The 17,489-nt window shown below is 40.8% G+C and carries 17 protein-coding genes; 10 read left to right on the top strand and 7 right to left on the bottom strand.

The window, feature by feature from the left end; all coding sequences use genetic code 11:
* The first annotated feature begins 1 nt into the window (after position 1).
* The 3 genes from tolA (at position 2) to pal (ending at position 3,281) form a co-directional block, all read left to right on the top strand.
* The gene (gene tolA, locus MP622_RS08950) at positions 2-1,234 is read left to right on the top strand and encodes a cell envelope integrity protein TolA (RefSeq protein ID WP_243790576.1); all 1,233 of its coding nucleotides are present in this window, start codon (positions 2-4) and stop codon (positions 1,232-1,234) included.
* 159 nt (positions 1,235-1,393) lie between these two features.
* A complete protein-coding gene (gene tolB / locus MP622_RS08955) occupies positions 1,394-2,677 on the top strand; it encodes a Tol-Pal system beta propeller repeat protein TolB (RefSeq protein WP_026441291.1) in 1,284 nt (427 codons plus the stop codon).
* A gap of 31 nt (positions 2,678-2,708) precedes the next feature.
* Positions 2,709-3,281, top strand: coding sequence for a peptidoglycan-associated lipoprotein Pal (gene pal / locus MP622_RS08960; RefSeq protein ID WP_243790578.1), 573 nt, complete (start codon positions 2,709-2,711; stop codon positions 3,279-3,281).
* Positions 3,282-3,336: 55 nt separating this feature from the next.
* Here the strand turns inward: pal and MP622_RS08965 are convergent, their stop codons facing one another.
* Positions 3,337-3,528, bottom strand: a complete 192-nt coding sequence (locus tag MP622_RS08965; RefSeq protein WP_016165948.1) for an NF038105 family protein — start codon at positions 3,526-3,528, stop codon at positions 3,337-3,339.
* Between the two features lie 182 nt (positions 3,529-3,710).
* Between MP622_RS08965 and MP622_RS08970 the strand changes: the two genes are divergently transcribed.
* From MP622_RS08970 to MP622_RS08990, 5 genes are all read left to right on the top strand, one after another.
* Positions 3,711-4,685: a class 1 fructose-bisphosphatase gene (locus MP622_RS08970; protein ID WP_243790580.1), complete on the top strand. Its 975-nt coding sequence runs from the start codon at positions 3,711-3,713 to the stop codon at positions 4,683-4,685.
* Positions 4,686-4,736: 51 nt separating this feature from the next.
* On the top strand, positions 4,737-5,513 hold the full coding sequence (locus MP622_RS08975; RefSeq protein WP_243790582.1) for an RNA methyltransferase: 777 nt from the start codon (positions 4,737-4,739) through the stop codon (positions 5,511-5,513).
* A 158-nt stretch (positions 5,514-5,671) separates the two neighbouring features.
* Positions 5,672-6,286 carry an RNA polymerase sigma factor gene (locus tag MP622_RS08980; RefSeq protein ID WP_026441292.1) on the top strand — a complete coding sequence of 205 codons (615 nt, stop codon included), beginning with the start codon at positions 5,672-5,674 and terminating at the stop codon, positions 6,284-6,286.
* A complete protein-coding gene (locus MP622_RS08985; RefSeq protein WP_243790584.1) occupies positions 6,283-6,603 on the top strand; it encodes a hypothetical protein in 321 nt (106 codons plus the stop codon). The genes MP622_RS08980 and MP622_RS08985 overlap by 4 nt, the downstream gene beginning before the upstream one ends.
* Entirely contained in the window at positions 6,593-6,997 is a 405-nt protein-coding gene (locus MP622_RS08990; protein WP_016165943.1) for a DUF3106 domain-containing protein, read from the top strand. The genes MP622_RS08985 and MP622_RS08990 overlap by 11 nt, the downstream gene beginning before the upstream one ends.
* A gap of 133 nt (positions 6,998-7,130) precedes the next feature.
* On the opposite strand, the gene MP622_RS08995 is transcribed toward MP622_RS08990, so the two are convergent.
* From MP622_RS08995 to cxpE, 4 genes are all read right to left on the bottom strand, one after another.
* Positions 7,131-9,545, bottom strand: a complete 2,415-nt coding sequence (locus MP622_RS08995) for a CSLREA domain-containing protein (RefSeq protein WP_243790585.1) — start codon at positions 9,543-9,545, stop codon at positions 7,131-7,133.
* A gap of 15 nt (positions 9,546-9,560) precedes the next feature.
* On the bottom strand, positions 9,561-11,381 hold the full coding sequence (gene rbtA, locus MP622_RS09000) for a rhombotarget A (RefSeq protein ID WP_243790587.1): 1,821 nt from the start codon (positions 11,379-11,381) through the stop codon (positions 9,561-9,563).
* 360 nt (positions 11,382-11,741) lie between these two features.
* Entirely contained in the window at positions 11,742-12,446 is a 705-nt protein-coding gene (gene hda, locus MP622_RS09005; RefSeq protein WP_016165940.1) for a DnaA regulatory inactivator Hda, read from the bottom strand.
* Positions 12,447-12,470: 24 nt separating this feature from the next.
* A complete protein-coding gene (gene cxpE, locus MP622_RS09010) occupies positions 12,471-13,679 on the bottom strand; it encodes a chloramphenicol efflux transporter CxpE (protein ID WP_104440971.1) in 1,209 nt (402 codons plus the stop codon).
* Between the two features lie 134 nt (positions 13,680-13,813).
* On the opposite strand from cxpE, the gene purM reads away from it, so the two are divergent.
* Positions 13,814-14,884, top strand: coding sequence for a phosphoribosylformylglycinamidine cyclo-ligase (gene purM, locus MP622_RS09015; RefSeq protein WP_016165938.1), 1,071 nt, complete (start codon positions 13,814-13,816; stop codon positions 14,882-14,884).
* Entirely contained in the window at positions 14,881-15,513 is a 633-nt protein-coding gene (purN, locus tag MP622_RS09020) for a phosphoribosylglycinamide formyltransferase (RefSeq protein WP_044740142.1), read from the top strand. Before purM ends, purN begins: the two co-directional genes overlap by 4 nt.
* 52 nt (positions 15,514-15,565) lie before the next feature.
* Here purN and MP622_RS09025 read toward each other — a convergent pair whose 3' ends face one another.
* The gene (locus MP622_RS09025) at positions 15,566-16,366 is read right to left on the bottom strand and encodes an alpha/beta hydrolase (protein WP_243793492.1); all 801 of its coding nucleotides are present in this window, start codon (positions 16,364-16,366) and stop codon (positions 15,566-15,568) included.
* A complete protein-coding gene (gene sppA, locus MP622_RS09030) occupies positions 16,357-17,382 on the bottom strand; it encodes a signal peptide peptidase SppA (RefSeq protein ID WP_016165935.1) in 1,026 nt (341 codons plus the stop codon). The genes MP622_RS09025 and sppA overlap by 10 nt, the downstream gene beginning before the upstream one ends.
* Positions 17,383-17,489 lie beyond the last annotated feature (107 nt).

A 17,489-nucleotide genomic window follows, 5' to 3' on the forward strand; every position in this document is an offset into this window, starting at 1 on the left:
TATGAAGAATTTTAAAAAGCCACCTTTCAAACAAAACGCAATTGCACTGGGTTTTACCTTCGGTGTACATGTACTTGCGGTTGTTGGCTTGCTTTATTTAGGAATGAGTAAACCACCTAAACCACCCGAGCAAATCAAAACTATATTAATTAAACCGCAAGATTTACAACCTACTCCACTCGAAGAAACTGAATTTTCAGAAACTGCGCATGAAAATATTGCCCCTGAAATTACACAAACAGCAGAACCTAGCGTAGAACCTGCTCCTGTCATTCCTGTGGCACCTCCAAAAACCAATACAGCTGAGCAACAGACGGCTCGTTTAGCTCAGGCAAAAGCAGATGCTGATGCAAAAGCCAAAGCTCAGGCGGATGCTGCTATAAAAGCCAAAGCGCAAGCAGATGCTGCTGCGAAAGCCAAAGCGCAGGCAGATGCTGCCGCAAAAGCCAAAGCGCAGGCAGATGCTGCTGCAAAAGCCAAAGCGCAAGCAGATGCTGCTGCAAAAGCCAAAGCGCAGGCGGATGCTACTGCAAAAGCCAAAGCTCAAGCGGATGCCGCTGCAAAAGCCAAAGTGCAGGCAGATGCAGCCGCAAAAGCAAAAGCTCAGGCAGATGCTGCCGCAAAAGCAAAAGCTCAGGCAGATGCTGCCGCAAAAGCCAAAGCTCAAGCGGATGCCGCTGCAAAAGCCAAAGCACAGGCGGATGCCGCTGCAAAAGCTAAAGCTCAGGCGGATGCCGCTGCAAAAGCTAAAGCTCAGGCGGATGCTGCTGCAAAAGCTAAAGCACAAGCGGATGCCGCTGCAAAAGCTAAAGCACAGGCGGATGCTGCTGCAAAAGCTCAAGCCGCTGCAAAAGCCAAGGCGCAGGCAGATGCTGATGCAAAAGAACGTGCTGAAGCAGAAGCTAAAGCCTCTGCGGCTAAGAAAGCGGCGGAAGAAGCTGCCAATAAAAAAGCTGAAGCAAAACGTATTGCCTCTACAGCAAAACGAGACTTTGAAAACAAAGTCAAGCGTGCGTGGAATCCACCAGCAAGCGCATCAGGTCAAAAAGCCAGTGCCCGAGTCACCTTAAGTGAAAGTGGTACAGTTTTATCCGTTGTCGTCAATGCAAGCGACCCAGATATGAAAGCCAGTGTCGAAGCCGCAGTTCGTGCAGCGGCACCTTATCCAATGCCTTCAGACCCTGATGCACGGCGTGAAGCGCGCACATTTACTTCATCTTTCACTGCCCAATAATCACAATAGCCATGCCCAAAGCATGGCGATTAAGTATTTTCACAGTGTTATAACAGTTTAGCCATAATGTAATGCTTTAAATCATGCAAATTCATGCCATTATGTTAGGCAATTTCACACAACCCACAAAGACTGACGTTTCAGAGTATGCAGCGAATGATGGAAAATACGCGTAAACATCTACTTGGTTTAGCAATCATGACGGCACTTATGCCGCTACTTGTTCAAACCAGTCATGCACAACTTCATTTAGAAATTGCCAAAGCACCAGAACAAGCCCCTAAAATTGCGATTATTCCATTCAGTAATGATCAAACCATTTATTCTATTGTTGAAAATGACCTGAATCGTTCAGGAAAATTTAGCAGTGCATCACAAAACCTACCTGCAAGCGCGAGCATGAATAATCCTAATGCTGCTGCTTGGCAGTCCGCGGGCGTTCCTTATGTTGTCACAGGGGAAATTAAACAAAATGCTGCGGGAAGTTATGAGGTTCATTATCAACTTTATGATATTGAAAAAAAACAATATCTACTCAATGAATTATTGACCGTACCAACTTCACGCGTACGTCAAGCTGCTCATATGATCAGCGATGCCATTTACCAAGCATTAACTGGCATTCAAGGGGATTTTAGCGGACGTATTGCCTATGTACTCCGTAATCCTGCAACACCTGAGCAGCGCTATACCTTACAAATTGCAGATACAGATGGTGAACAGCCTAAAACTATTCTCACCTCGCGTGATCCAATCTTGTCTCCTGCGTGGACACCCGATGCCCAAAAAATTGCTTATGTGTCGTTTGAAAGCAAACGTCCTGCGATTTATGTACAAGATTTAGCCACAGGTCAACGTGAGAAACTGGCAAGCTTCCGTGGCTTAAATGGCGCACCAAGTTTCTCTCCAGATGGCAAATCGATGCTATTTACTGCTTCTATGCATGGTAATCCAGAAATTTACCAAATGGATTTAAATACTCGCCAGTTACAACGCATGACCAATGACAGTGCAATTGATACCGAAGCACGTTATGCACCTGATGGTAAGTCATTTATTTTTACCTCTGACCGTGGTGGATCACCACAAATTTACCGTTATAGCTTTGCCGATGGCAGTAGCAAGCGTATTACCTTCCGTGGTGCATTCAACGCACGAGGTACATTAAGTGCCGATGGTAAAAAAGTGGCATTGGTGCATCGTCCAAGTGGCAGTAGCTACAAAGTTGCAATTCAAGACATTAATACGGGGATCACCAATATTCTAACCCCAACCAGTCTGGACGAATCCCCAAGCTTCTCGCCAAATGGGCAAATGGTGGTGTATGCCACTCGCGAAGACAACCGTGGTTTGCTCTCAATTATGTCGGTCGATGGCCGTTTCCGTATGAATTTACCAAGTGAACAAGGTGAAGTTCGTGAACCTGCTTGGGCACCTAAATAATTTTTAAAAATCAATCTTTATGGAGATGAAGATGAACGCTCTTAAACTATTAGTTTTACCTGTTTTGGCTTCAGCCCTAATTATGACTGGATGTGCCAGCCGTAAACCTACAGCCGAAATTCAAACAGGTCAAACACCAACTTCTGCGGGTACAACCGTCAGCACTGAAGGATTAAGTGAAGATGCTGCATTGAATGCACAAAATCTTGCAGGCGCATCTTCAAAAGGAGTTACGGCCGCAAACAAAGCTTTTCTAGCAAAACGCGTGGTACATTTTGACTACGACAGCAGTGATCTTTCCAACGAAGACTATCAAACATTGCAAGCACACGCGCAGTTCCTTGTTGCCAATGCAAACTCTAAAGTGGCATTAACAGGTCACACAGATGAACGCGGTACACGTGAATATAATATGGCACTGGGTGAGCGTCGTGCCAAAGCTGTAGAAAGCTTTTTAATCACGAATGGTGTAAACCCGACTCAATTAGAAGCAGTCAGCTATGGTAAAGAAATGCCAATCAATGCAGGTCATGATGAAAATGCGTGGAAAGAAAACCGCCGTGTCGAATTGAACTACGAAGCTGTACCACCTTTATTAAAATAACAAGGTCTACAGACATAAAAAAGCGCTTTAAATTAAAGCGCTTTTTTATAATGTGTTAAGCAGGTTTCTGCTCATCTTCTTCATGCTCATGCTGCATGGATTCAATGAGGTCATGCTTATTGAAATTCTTGTATTCAGGCTTGGCTTCATATTCTTTCCAAGCTTCTTTCACCTTTTCAGGACTAATATCATCTAAACTAATGCCTTCATTTTGCGTTGGCATGGCATCAAACTTTTGTGTAGTCATTCTGCTGCTCCTCAATTCTTCTTCATCCTTCACATCAACATAGCATTATCCCTAAAAGTTGCAAGGGCAAAATCAAGCCAAATAATCGAGTTTAATTTTTCTTTTGTAGCATTCTCATCTAAAATAGCTGTCTAAATTTTTTTTGCTCAATTTGATTGGTTTTCACTCGGAGTTTTCCTGCCATGGCATACCTCACCCTTTCCCAATTCTTAGAACAACAAACTGGGAATCTTACACCTGAACTTGCAAAAGTCATTGATACTATTGCAAATACGTGTAAAACGATTGACCAAGCTTTACAAAAAGGTGCACTTGCTGGGGTATTAGGCAGTGCGCAGCATGAAAATGTGCAAGGTGAAGAACAAAAAAAATTAGATGTGATTTCAAATGACTATTTAATTAATGCATTAAAAGTTCACCCACATGTCGGTGGTTTGGCGTCAGAAGAACTTGATGAATTCACACCTGCGCAAGAAAATGGTGAATATTTGGTGTTATTTGACCCACTCGATGGTTCAAGCAACATCGACATCAACATGTGTGTTGGTACGATTTTCTCAATTCTTCCAGCTAAAAATGCCGTGACTCAATCAGCAGATTTCATGCAAGCAGGTGTCCATCAAGTTGCTGCGGGCTATGTACTTTATGGTCCATCGACCATGATGGCATTAACTGTAGGTGCAGGCGTAGTCTTCTTTACTTTCGACCCTGAATCTCAACAGTTCTTATTAACTACTGACAGCATTCAGGTGGCAGCAGACACCAAAGAATATGCAATCAATGCATCTAATCAACGTCACTGGGAACAACCGGTAAAACGTTATATTGATGAATTACTTGCAGGGAAAACTGGCCCGCGTGAAAAAGACTTTAACATGCGTTGGGTTGCATGTATGGTCGGTGATATTCATCGTATTCTTTGCCGTAGCGGTATCTTCATGTACCCATACGACCTTAAAGATCCGAAAAAAGCGGGTCGTTTACGTTTGATGTACGAAGCCAACCCAATGAGTATGTTAATGGAACAAGCAGGTGGTGCTTCTACAACTGGTCGCGTTCGTATTCTTGAGATTGAACCAACAGAGTTACACCAACGTGTACCTGTAATTATTGGTTCAAAAAATGAAGTTGATCTAGTAACTCAATACCACAATTAATTTAAAAAACAGAAGTAGGTTTTATGCCTACTTCTGTGGACTCTAGCAAACATGCCTATAATTTTTTTAGAATCGAAAGACAACCCAAAAATTAAACACTTACGTGGCTTAATTGAGCAAAACACATATCGCAAAAAGCAAGGTCAAACCGTGCTTGAAGGTACACATTTGTGTTTGGCATGGTTGCAAGAGCAAAAAAAAATCAATGCCATTTTTACCACGGAACTCGCACTACAACACCCAGACCTAGAAGAAATCCAACGTCTTTATCATGGTTCAATTTTTATTTTAAGTGAATCTTTATACAAAGATTTAAGCACTTTAGGCACTACCCTTGCGTGTCTTGCCATTATCGATTTGCCATCTTCTTCTCAGGCATTGCAATACAATTTAGATACTTTGATTTTGGAAAATATCCAAGATCCAGGCAATGTCGGTACTTTACTCCGTTCTGCAGCTGCAGCAGGCGTTCAGCAAATTATTGCCACTAAAGGTACGGCTGCACTTTGGTCACCACGTGTACTCCGTGCAGGTATGGGGGCTCACTTCTCTTTAGATATTTATGAAAATGTCGAGCTGGAACAAGTTTTGCCACAGTTCAAAATTCCTGTCTATGTAACCAGTTCACATCGCTCAACCAGTCTATATGCTCAAGATTTAACGCGAGCATGCGTCTGGATCATGGGCAATGAAGGTCAAGGTGCTTCAGACTATGCGCTTGCACATGCACAAGCTGTGGCAATTCCACAACCAGGTGGGCAAGAATCACTAAATGTTGCTATTGCAGGTTCTGTTTGCTTATTTGAAATGGTACGTCAACGTATCTAATACACTTTTTATTTTAAATTGTCCCGCCCAATTTCAAAAATAGATTACACTTGAAAAAATAATAACGGATATTGTCAACCAAACCATTATTTCCAACGTTATTAAGGATATGTATTGGAAATAATGGTGATAATCCAATGACAGGGTTTTCCATTTCTATGGATTTAGCGCCAAAGCAGTCTCAGCCTGAAAATTTAAGTGCTTTAAAAAGTACGGCTGAACAACGTCTGAAAAATTTTATGCAAGACGTGACTGGACGTGCACTCGTGATGATGGAAAATGCAACGCAAGGACAACAAGGAATCGCAATGGATTTAGTCCAAGAAGCCTTTATTTCTTTGCATAAATCCTATTCAGAGAAGTCGACTGAAGAATGGTATCCCCTGTTTTACACCATTTTAAATAACAAACTGCAAGATTGGCGCCGTAAAGAAGCTCGTCGTTCTCAGCCTTTTTCATTTTTCAAAAAGGTGAGCCTAGATGAAGATGATCTTGAGATTCAGGATGTTATTGATGAAGCAACCCCTAGTCCACTTGAATTTCTGGATCAGGCTGTCACGATTGAAGAAATTCAAGCTGCGATTCGCCAACTACCAGTTCGTCAACAGCAAGCGTTTATGCTTCGGGCTTGGGAAGGTTTTGATACGCAAACGACTGCTCAAATTATGAACTGTAGTGAAGGCAGTGTAAAAACACATTATCATCGCGCGATTCAAGGTTTGCGATCCGCATTATCGCATTTGAATCCATATTCGGGAGGGTCATCTGAATGAAACAGGATGATTTCTTAAAACAAGTCACTTGTAAACTTGATGGTCTTGCGCAGCAACATAAGGCAAAACCTGTCGTGATGAATCATGTTCTGGATCATATCCAGCAACAAAAATCATCTCGCTTTGTCTATTTCAAAATGACTGGGTTTGCTCTTGCAGCAGCAATTGCAGGAATTGTGGTTTTACCGAATTCTTTCGATATGTCTGAAAAACCACAGAATCAAGTTGTAGTAACACCAAAACTTTCTCCACAAATGGTTGAAGATTTGGAAATGTTAATGGTTTTAGGTGAGGACAAGTTTCCACATGGCAGCTAGACGGTTAGCTTTTGCTTTTTGTGCACTCGGTTTCTTGCAAACAAGTTTTGCAGGTTTCGAACGTTTTTGGATTTTTTCTAAAGATGCCAATACTCAAGTGGCTGAGACGTGGGAAACGCTTTCTGAACAAGAACAGCGTGCATTGATTAAACGCTATCAATCTCTTAAAGAAATTCCTGATGAACAAAGCAATAGCTTACAACAACGTATGGACTGGTTTACGCAATTACCTGAACAAGAAAAACAGAAAATGCGCGAAACTTGGCAACAAATGAGTAGCCAAGAACGCAATGATTTGCGCGCGCGCATGCAAAAAGCGACACCCGAAGAACGTATTACTATACGTGAAGAGTATATGAACAAATACTTACACCATACCATTGAACAGCATTAAGAACGCTTTAACAGCAATAAATAACCATATATAAAAGCCAATCTACAATAAGTAAGATTGGCTTTTTATATTCTACTCAACACTTAAATATTAACTTCATCACTACGCAATGAAGTTAATACCAATACTTAATTTAACGCTTTTTTGTTTGACTATGACGGCGATATAAACCTAAACCCAACAAACCCAATAAACTCCACCATCCAATTGAACCGCCGCCACCGCCAGAGGTGACTGTATTCTTAGCTGTGTTATTTAAATAAATTTTTGCTCGATTTGAAGCCAAGCCTTCCGCATCAAATACGGTATATTCCAAAATCTGGTCGAATGGGCTGTAATTATTTTTTACCTGCACCACCAAGTCGCTCGAATAACAAGTATCTCGCATGGCACTTCCAGGACATGGTCCATGCGGAACTGACGGGTCAACCATCATAGCACTGGGTAAACTATCCAATCGAATTGCCAATTCTTGACCCGCTTCATTACGATAAAAATCGGCTTTATTCAATCCAGCAATACTGCCTTTGGGACCATCATCATCAAAATCATTTTCAAGTGGATGCAAGGAAATTTTCTGGCTAGACCCATATTGCAAGCTGTAAGTATCCTCTTTTGCAATAGGAGCAATATTGGTAAAACTTGCACTTAATAAACCCGAAGTGGTTTTAGTTGTATCCGCTTTCGAGGTAATACGATAAATACATAATGCACTTTCACCAATGGTAGAAATACTGTCATCCAGTCGATAAAACATGATTCGTTTAAGTTCTGGTACCCATTCACATTTTAACTTCGGATCTTGATCACCAATAAATTGGAAGTTACTGCCTTCACCAGAATAATGCCCCACACCTAAAACTTGGGTATTAATCGTATAATTTTCTGCATTCAATGCCTGAACCTGAGACTCGTTATTGACCCATTGTTCATCTGGCAATGCTAGCGCAAATGGATCAATATAAATTGCACGGTACTTGGCATACTTTTCAGTATTGCTCTTCAAATCCTTAAAAGCGCTCAATTCAGCTTGATATTGTGTTAAATACTTTGCATCCGTCGATTTATCATCAATTCGTTTTTGATATAAATCAATCGCTCGCTGATAGTCAGCGATCATCTGTGAATAAGATAAATTTTTTAAATTAATAATATCTGCTGCAGTTAGACGCATCAGCTCAACCGAACCAATATCACATGTATTTTTCATACTCGGATTGAGAATTAATGTGGCATCCGTAATGCGACTAAATCCGCGTTGATCAACATCACTACATCCTACGGTACCTAGATTGACCAAATCATTTGCTGTCTGATTATTTCTAGGATAATACAGCGGTAGATATTCAGTATTGGCATTCGGTTCTGTATATGTAGTCAGTAATGTTGCCATCGAAATATTACTGACATCAATATTGGTGTTGGTCCCAGAAACATTACTTTCATAAGCCACCTTCGGCAGATTACATTGCCCTGTTACAGCGGCCAATTGCAAAGCATTATTGATTGCACTCATATTGAGCTTGGCATCGGTCACATTCCCGTTATTCAAAGCATAACGGCATGACTGCCCCGAGTTATAAGCCAACACATTAAACGAAATATTTTTACTCCCTAATTGATCGTAAAGTAGTGTACTGGCCGCATTGTTCTCAACAATGGTATTACTGAGCAATGTCAGCGTGCTATTTTCACTTAAATTGGCCTGCGTGGCATTCGAAGAGACATTTTTAATGATTGCCCCTGTACTGCTATTCGCCTGATTTTTAGCAATCGTATTGGTTTGTAATAATATTGATGCTTCACCACAAAGATCCAACATACTCTGATTATTCGCTGCACCATTCGCCACAAGACTGCTGTTTTGAATGGTAATGTTCGGCTTGGTGAATAACAAATTATTCAGGCACGTCATTGCTAGAACGCTACCCTGTCCTGCTTGGTTACCCTGTATTAAACCATGATCGATAGTCAAAGCGATGTTGCCATCAAGGTAAATTGCACCACCTTGTGCTGCACGTGAATTTACAATTGCAACATTAGACAAATTAATGTCTGCACCAGCATAAATAGCTCCACCCAATCCCGTACTTACCGCATTCGCCAACGTTAAGTTTTTAAATGAAACCCCATATTTTGATAAAGAACTATTCAGAATCCGTGTTTGATTTTCTCCACTGATGGTTGTTTTAATCGCGGTCGTGGCAGGATAAGTATTGGTCAATACATGTTTCTTGGAATAATCAAGCGGTTCGGCACCATAAATCTCTATCACGGATTGCGGGACCAATTCACGCTTCAACTTATAAGTGCCCTCTTTTAACTGAATCCGATCTTTTTGCCCTAAACGTGTATCACCTGCATTACATCCACCAAAAGCTTTATTATCGGCGGCAGTTTTTATGGCTTCGCGTAAAGAACATTGATTTAGATTCTCACCATCTTCATCATCAAACGTAGTGACATGAATAAATGTATCTTCTGCTGCCATCAATGACATTGCAGAAAGTACCATTAATGTCAGTAAACCTTTTTTATAATTTTTCACGGTCAATTCCCTTGCCTATTTCTTGTAACGACGTAATCCGATCAATGCCAATAAACCGAATAAGCTGAATACCCCTGCACTCCCGCCCGAAGTTTTCACTTTACTACTTTCCATTTGTCCAGCTGGTGCCTGAGAGACTTGCACTTTTATCTCTAAATAAGGGTTTTGAGAATCATTGAATCGTGTCGTGGTGGTGACTAAGCGAATCTTGAAAATATCAGCACCGTGCCAGTTCCCATTCGGCTTGTACTGAATGTTTCCTTCCTCATCTATTGTTAAAGTCCCTTTAGGCTGAGTAATTGTTGGAACAACCTGTAAGCATCCATCTTGCCAAGCACCACCCGCTGGATTCGTCCCCAATAAGGCTTCACATTGATCTTTCGGCAAAAGTTCGCCATCACCCAGTAAATCGGCAACAGACATTTTCGCAACTTCACCGTAATTGATATCATCCCCGATTAACGCGATTGTTGTTGGAAACACTAACTCAATAGCACCACGGTCACAAAGGACATTATTTGAATCACGTACTTGTCCACGCTGATCACTCGATTCACATTCGACCCGTGCAGTGTCAGAACCTGTAGATTGTTTACCCTTATTAACGATTAAAGAATCACTCAAGTTTTGATAAGACACCAATAAACGTGGCTTAAAGTAACCTAAAAAATCACTCGTTCCCTGATTAAATGGACAGACTAAACTTTGTCGGTCTAAATTTGCACTGCTACATTTTCCTTCAATTGTACTGCCTGCAACTAAAGCCGTTTGGGTCAAAATATCATTCGGATACTCTGCTAATCCTTGTCCACAAACCGCAGAAACTAAATTATTTTGTAAAATGCTTTGATCACCAGACTCAAATTTACAATCTTGCTGATTTGTAATCGGATACGGATTCCCCACCAAAATACTGTTTGCCAGAAAAGCTTTTCCCTGAGGAGCAACAAACTGGATACCTTGGGTATTCCCAATTATGGTCAGGTTATTTAAGCCAATGCCATCACGTAAATTCAGCAAGTAACCTTTATTCTGTAGAAAAGTACTGTTCTTAATAAAATTGGCGACATTTAATATAGAAGTCGGCAACTGATTGGTATTGAATAATAACGATGAATAAATGCCTGCCGATGTAGTATTTGCTGTCTCATTATTTCGAATAACACTGTTGAAAATTTTATAAGCAGGACGTTGGGTAAATAAAACCGCACCTTCATTGGCATAGTTTTTCTCAAACAAACTATTCTGGATTACAACCAAACTATCCGTCGTATTTTCTATCGTTGAATTACCGACGTTATAAATTGCCCCACCTTGAGCAGCATATCCACCTGACAATGCTGCATAACTTAATTGCAAATATTCATTGTTATAAATCAGTCCACCTTGTTGAGCACATTGAACCTGACCACAACCTTGTAGGCTGATTTCATACAGAGCTACACTCAGTAACTTCTCTTGTGAACCATCATCAATGCGTAAAATATTATCTTTCGCCTGCATTTGTAGCACGGCATTGTTTTTACCTAAAACAGGCGTCTCATTAAAATCAGCCTCATAATTGGTTTTAATGGTTAATTCACGCTGAATGTTTAAGTGTGAATTGAGTTTATAAACTTTCTGCTTCTCTAATAAAATGACAGGACTTGCATCATCCCCACCACAGCCAAAATATCCTTCTTTAGGCATATCTTTATTGATATAGTTTACGGCCTCTCTTAATGAACATTCTTTATCATCCTTAACAACATCTTCAGTGGTGGTGACACTAATATTTGCACTATAAGCATGCCCCGCTAGACATAACATTCCCACACCAATGCTCTGCTTGAGCATACATCTCTCCTTAATTTTTTAATTATCTTGTTTTTCTAGATTGCATCTTCTAAACAATTTAATGCAATCTGATTGCAGTCCTTTTGCTGTACAGCCTAAAAGATGCCAATACAAATAAAATTGACTAAATTGCCAAATTCTTTGGGCATTAAGGCAACTACAGCACGATTGCACTGCATATTTTCTGAGCTAAGATAAGATTTGAATGGGTTTGGACATACTGAGGCTTCATGCTGATTTGCAGCATCATGTTCTCCTTAACTTACATTTCTATTATTTTTCTATGCTCGCAAATCCCTGCGATGCGAATTTATCAGTACTTTCTCATAGCTATTTAAATTACTCAAGCGCTTTTATCTATTACTGATATTCATCAATTAAGGCATAAATCTGTCTTAAAGTGGCATGACTGAGTTTAGTCTTTTCGCCTTTAAGCAATTGAATTAACTGCTCTAAAGTTTGTAAAAGTATCGAAGCCTGCTGTGGGCCATGTAACAGAAGATAATCAATAATTTGCTGATCAATATGAATGCCACGTCGAGCCAGCACTGAACTGACTAAAATTTGTCGATCTGCATATAAACTGCCAGTCGGAACTTTGACACTGACCGCTTGGGTTAATCTGGACTGCAAATCTGGTAATTCTAATTTCAATTCAATTGGTGCAAAGCGAGAGGAAAAAACCAGTTGTCCGCCAACTTCATTATTATAATTGATCAGGTGAAATACTGCTTTTTGCCAATGCGGGACACCACAAATCGCTTCGATATCATCAAGTGCCACCAAATCATAGCGTTCTAAAGAAGTAATTGCTTCTGTAGGCGCATCCAGTAGCTCTAATAATGAAACTTTAATCGCAGATTTCCCCACATCCAAATAAGAATCACAAATCGCAGAAAGTAAATGGCTTTTACCTGTACCCGCACCACCATAAACATAAAAGCGATTCATCAAACCTGCATGTAACTGGCGAATTGCATCAATCACATGCCCCCATCCCGGACCAGAAAAATCACTGATTCGGGCATCAAGTTGAGGTTCAATATCTAATTGCAGTTGACGCATATTTATGTTTAAGCCTTATACGCTTTATGGTTTAGGTTCGATGTTACTTGATTTTTCAGCTACTTGCTGATCTTTCGCAATTTGATCTTTAATTTCAATATCCACTTCCATTTGTGACGTTTCTATACTAATAGAATTTGTTTCAGCAAAGGAAGTCACAACTGCTTGCGTACCATACAACTGACTCTGTTCATACCATTCTCGTGCATGTTTAAGCAGCACCACAATCACCGCAGCTACAGGCAAAGCAATTAACATCCCTAAGAATCCTGCCAATTGTGCCCCCGCCAATACCGCAAAAACCACGGCAACAGGTGATAACCCAATCTTATCGCCCAATAAGAAAGGTTGAAGAATATAACCTTCTACAGCTTGACCAATCATAAAAACCACAACAACCAAAGCCAAATGCATCCAGTCCAATCCAAATTGGAAGAGCGATGCAATCACTGCAGCAATAATCCCGACCGCAAAACCTAAATAAGGAATAATACTGGCCAAGCCCGCCACCATACCAATAATCAGACCGACTTCAAGACCAATTAATTGCAAACCAACCGCATAGACAATACCGAGCAACAACATGACCAAAAATTGACCTTTCACAAATGCACCAAGTACGCTATGGCATTCACCCACAATTTTTAAGGTCGATTCTTCATAAGGACGGGGAATGAGGCGACGCATACTATCAAGCATACGATCCCAATCTAACAAGAAATAAAAAGCAATAATTGGGATAAGAACTACAGTCCCACCGACTTGAATAAAACTCAGTCCAGACTGGGCAATTTTCAGTGCCATCGCCTGTAAACTGTCTGCGCTATAATTGGTCTGAATATAGTCCATAACTGCCGCAGACAATTGATGTTTATCAATTTCCATCTGCACTAAATTAAAAGTACGCGACAGCCAAGGTAAAAAAGTATCATTCAGCCAATGAATCCCTGCTGGAATACTACTTTTAGCATACATTAGCTGCTGCCAAATTAAAGGTACCAAATAAGAAATCGCTAAAGTTAAGGCTACACCAATTCCAATAAATACGATGCTAATCGCTAACCAACGCGGCAATCCAAACTGATGGAACTTTTGAACCAATGGATTAAATAAATAAGCGACTAAAAAGGCGACAATAAAGGGCAATACAACAGGCTTTAATAAATAGAGTACCCACAAAATAAGTACAATACCCGTAAGAATAAAAATGCGCCGCAAGGTTCGGTCGACCATATAAACCCGCCTTTTTCGATTTAATCGTTATAAAAAGTAAAATATTTAATTAAAGATAGCATTTTAGAGCATAAATAACATAAGAGTTTCGTTTATTCAGGTTATAATCCCCGCGCAAATGCGGAGACTTCACTATGAGCAACTCAACTTCTACCCCAAACACTGGTTTAAGCTATAAAGATGCAGGTGTCGATATTGAAGCGGGCGACGCACTTGTCGATCGAATCAAATCTGTCGCTAAGCGTACAACTCGTCCTGAAGTGATGGGCGGATTAGGTGGCTTTGGCGCACTATGTAAAATTCCTAAAGGCTATGAAGAGCCTGTTCTTGTATCTGGCACAGATGGTGTGGGTACTAAATTACGTTTAGCATTGAACTTAAACCGTCATGACACGATTGGTCAAGACTTAGTTGCGATGTGTGTAAATGATCTTTTAGTGTGTGGGGCAGAACCATTATTCTTCCTTGACTACTATGCAACAGGTCACTTAAATGTTGATGTCGCTGCTGATGTCGTTACAGGTATTGGTAAAGGCTGTGAGCTTGCTGGCTGTGCATTGGTAGGTGGTGAAACTGCTGAAATGCCAGGCATGTATGAAGGCGAAGATTATGACCTTGCAGGTTTCTGTGTAGGCGTCGTTGAGCAAAGCAAAATCATTGATGGCTCTAAAGTTAAAGCGGGTGATATCTTAATTGGTGTTGCATCAAGCGGCGCACATTCAAATGGCTACTCTCTGCTTCGCAAAATCTTAGACGTGAAAAATGTCGATCTTACTCAAATCGTAGATGGCCGCCCACTTGCTGACACAGCAATGGAACCAACACGTATTTATGTCAAACCAATTCTTGAACTTTGCAAACAAGTTGATGTTCATGCAATGGCACACATCACTGGTGGCGGTTTACCTGGTAATTTACCTCGTGTGTTACCAAATGGTGCTCAAGCGATTATTAATGAATCTTCTTGGGAATGGCCAGAATTGTTCAAACTTCTTCAAAAAGAAGGTGGTGTTGAACAATTCGAGATGTACCGTACTTTCAACTGTGGCGTAGGTATGGTTATTGCTGTTGATGCAAATGATGCAGATAAAACCATTGCGCTTTTAACTGAACAAGGTGAAAAAGCTTGGGCTATGGGTCACATCGTAGACAACGCAGAATCTGTTGAAGGTGCTGACGAGAAAGTCCGCGTAATCTTTGCATAATGAAAATTGCTGTCCTTGTTTCAGGAAGTGGCAGTAACTTACAAGCGCTGATAGATGCCCGTCTATCAGGGCAAATTGTAGGTGTAATTTGCAATAAGCCTGAAGCGTACGCGCTAAAACGTGCTCAACAAGCAGGCATCCAGACTGCTGTCATTGAGCACAAACAATATCCAACTCGAGAAACATTTGATGATGTGATGCATCAACAGTTATTAGATTGGAATGTTGATTTAGTGGTATTGGCAGGTTTCATGCGCATCTTAAGTGCTAAGTTTGTCCATGCATGGGAAGGGAAAATGCTCAATATTCACCCTTCTCTTTTGCCACACTATAAAGGTATGCATACCCACCAACGCGTGCTAAATACAGGTGATATGTATCATGGTTGTACCGTGCACTATGTCACCGCAGAGTTAGATGCAGGACAATCTTTGGCACAAGGTGTATTGAAAGTTGCACGTCATGATGATGTCGAACAACTTGCACAGCGCGTGCATGAACTCGAACACTTGATCTATCCTCAAGTTGTAGAATGGATCTGCACAGGTGCCTTGCAATATCACAACACCAATACCGTGATGTATCGCAATCAAGTTTTGAATGAACCCATTCAATTTTGTAAACTGTAAAGAATAATATTCGAATAAAAAATGCATCCTCGGATGCATTTTTTATTTTCTGTTATTGATGAATCAACTGCTTAATCAATTCTACCGTCGCTTCAGGGCGTTCTAGAGGGAACATATGCCCGCCTTCAACCACACTAAATGGAATACCCACTTTTTTCTTGGCAACTTGCGGAAAACCGTGTTTTAGAAACTCACTTTGATCCCCGACCACCAAATGCATCGGAACTTTAGGTTTCGGCATAGGTAACCACCACCAAGATGGTGTATTACGAAATATTGCAACTTCAGCAGCTTTAGGAATGGTCAAGGTTACACCACCGCGCTCAGCATCTTCGGTTAAGGCATGATCTAAATAAGCTTGAAAGCACTCATCATCAAATTTTTGATATAGGCTTTTCGGTCGTAACATTTCACCTGCCTGTTCACGAGACTCCCAATGATCACGGCGGCGATTACTCAGACCTGCTGGCGTCATACGATCCACCAGTTTCGGTTGAAATAACTTCGCCGTGTGGAACAGTAAAGAGGCTTTACCCATAATCAGTGGTGGATCCAGCATAATCACTTGCTGAAATAATTCAGGTCGCTTATATGCTGTCATCATGGTCAAGACAGAACCTAAAGAGTGCCCCAATCCAATGACTGGACGCCCATGGGCCTGACGTACAATACTGTCGGTTAGCTGATCCACCAAGTGCGGCCAATGATTGGTCACAGGGTAACGCTGGTCAGTTCCGATGAGTGGAACATAGACAATATCGTAATCATCTCTAAGTAAATGAAAAAGCTTTTCATAAACTTTGGATGGCACACCATTGGCATGCGCAAAGTGGATCAGTGGTTTCATTGTAATTTTGTCGTTTGCTCAGCTTGAACTTGCTCTGAGAGTGAAGTTGCAAAACCTTGTCCGATTGAACTTCCCATACGCCCCAGAACAGAATCCAATGGATTATATTGAACGGTATAGTCCACTGTTTTATCGATTTTCAGTTCACGTTTCAAGCTATTTAGACTACCTGTACGGTCAGCAATGCCAAGTTTTACTGCTTGCTCACCTGTCCAGAATAGTCCAGAGAAAATGGCAGGGTCTTGCGATTTCAATTTGGCGCCACGACCTTTCTTAACCGCGTCAATGAAGTGATCATGTACATTATCTAATACGGCTTGTACATGTGCTTTCTGCGCAGCATCAACTGGTTGAGTCATTGATAAAATTGCTTTGTTTTCACCCGAAGTCATTGTGCGGTCTTCTACACCCAACTTTTGCATCAACCCATTCACACCATAATTCGGCATAATTACCCCAATAGAGCCGACTAAACTCGATGGGTTGACAATAATTTCATCTGCCGCAGAAGCAATATAATAAGCACCTGATGCACCAGTATCACCAATAAGAGCATACAGTTTTTTATCTTTATGCTGTTGTTTTAAATATTGAATTTCTTGCCAAATTTCATCTGACTGGACTGGAGAGCCACCAGGTGAATTGATATTTAAGACAACGGCTTTACTATTGTTGTTCTCGAATGCTTTCTTCAAAGATTTGATGGTGTCTTCACTATTCACACTTTGTTTATCAGCAGCAATTGTGCCAATAATATCAACTACTGCGATATGTGATCCTGTAGTTGAACTGACATCTGTAGGAGCAGTGCTACAGCTTTTACCCAAAATTACCAAGATGAAGAGAAGATAAGCAAAAGTCAGCAACTTAAAGAATATGCTCCAACGACGTGCGCGACGTTGCTCTTCCACGGAAGCCAATACGGCTTTCTCAAGAATTTGCCATTCTTTTCCTGACTGCTTTTCTAAATTTTGTTGTGTAATATGACTTTCGTTTTGTGGTTTAGGTGGCCAATCGGACATTTAATATGATCCAATAATGAATAAAATTACCCCCATTATATACATGCAGACGCAATAAACTATTTAAACCCTGTATTTTCGCCTATAATAATTACTGTTTTTATATT

This window comes from Acinetobacter sp. PK01 (genome assembly GCF_022819285.1).
GTDB lineage: Bacteria > Pseudomonadota > Gammaproteobacteria > Pseudomonadales > Moraxellaceae > Acinetobacter > Acinetobacter tandoii.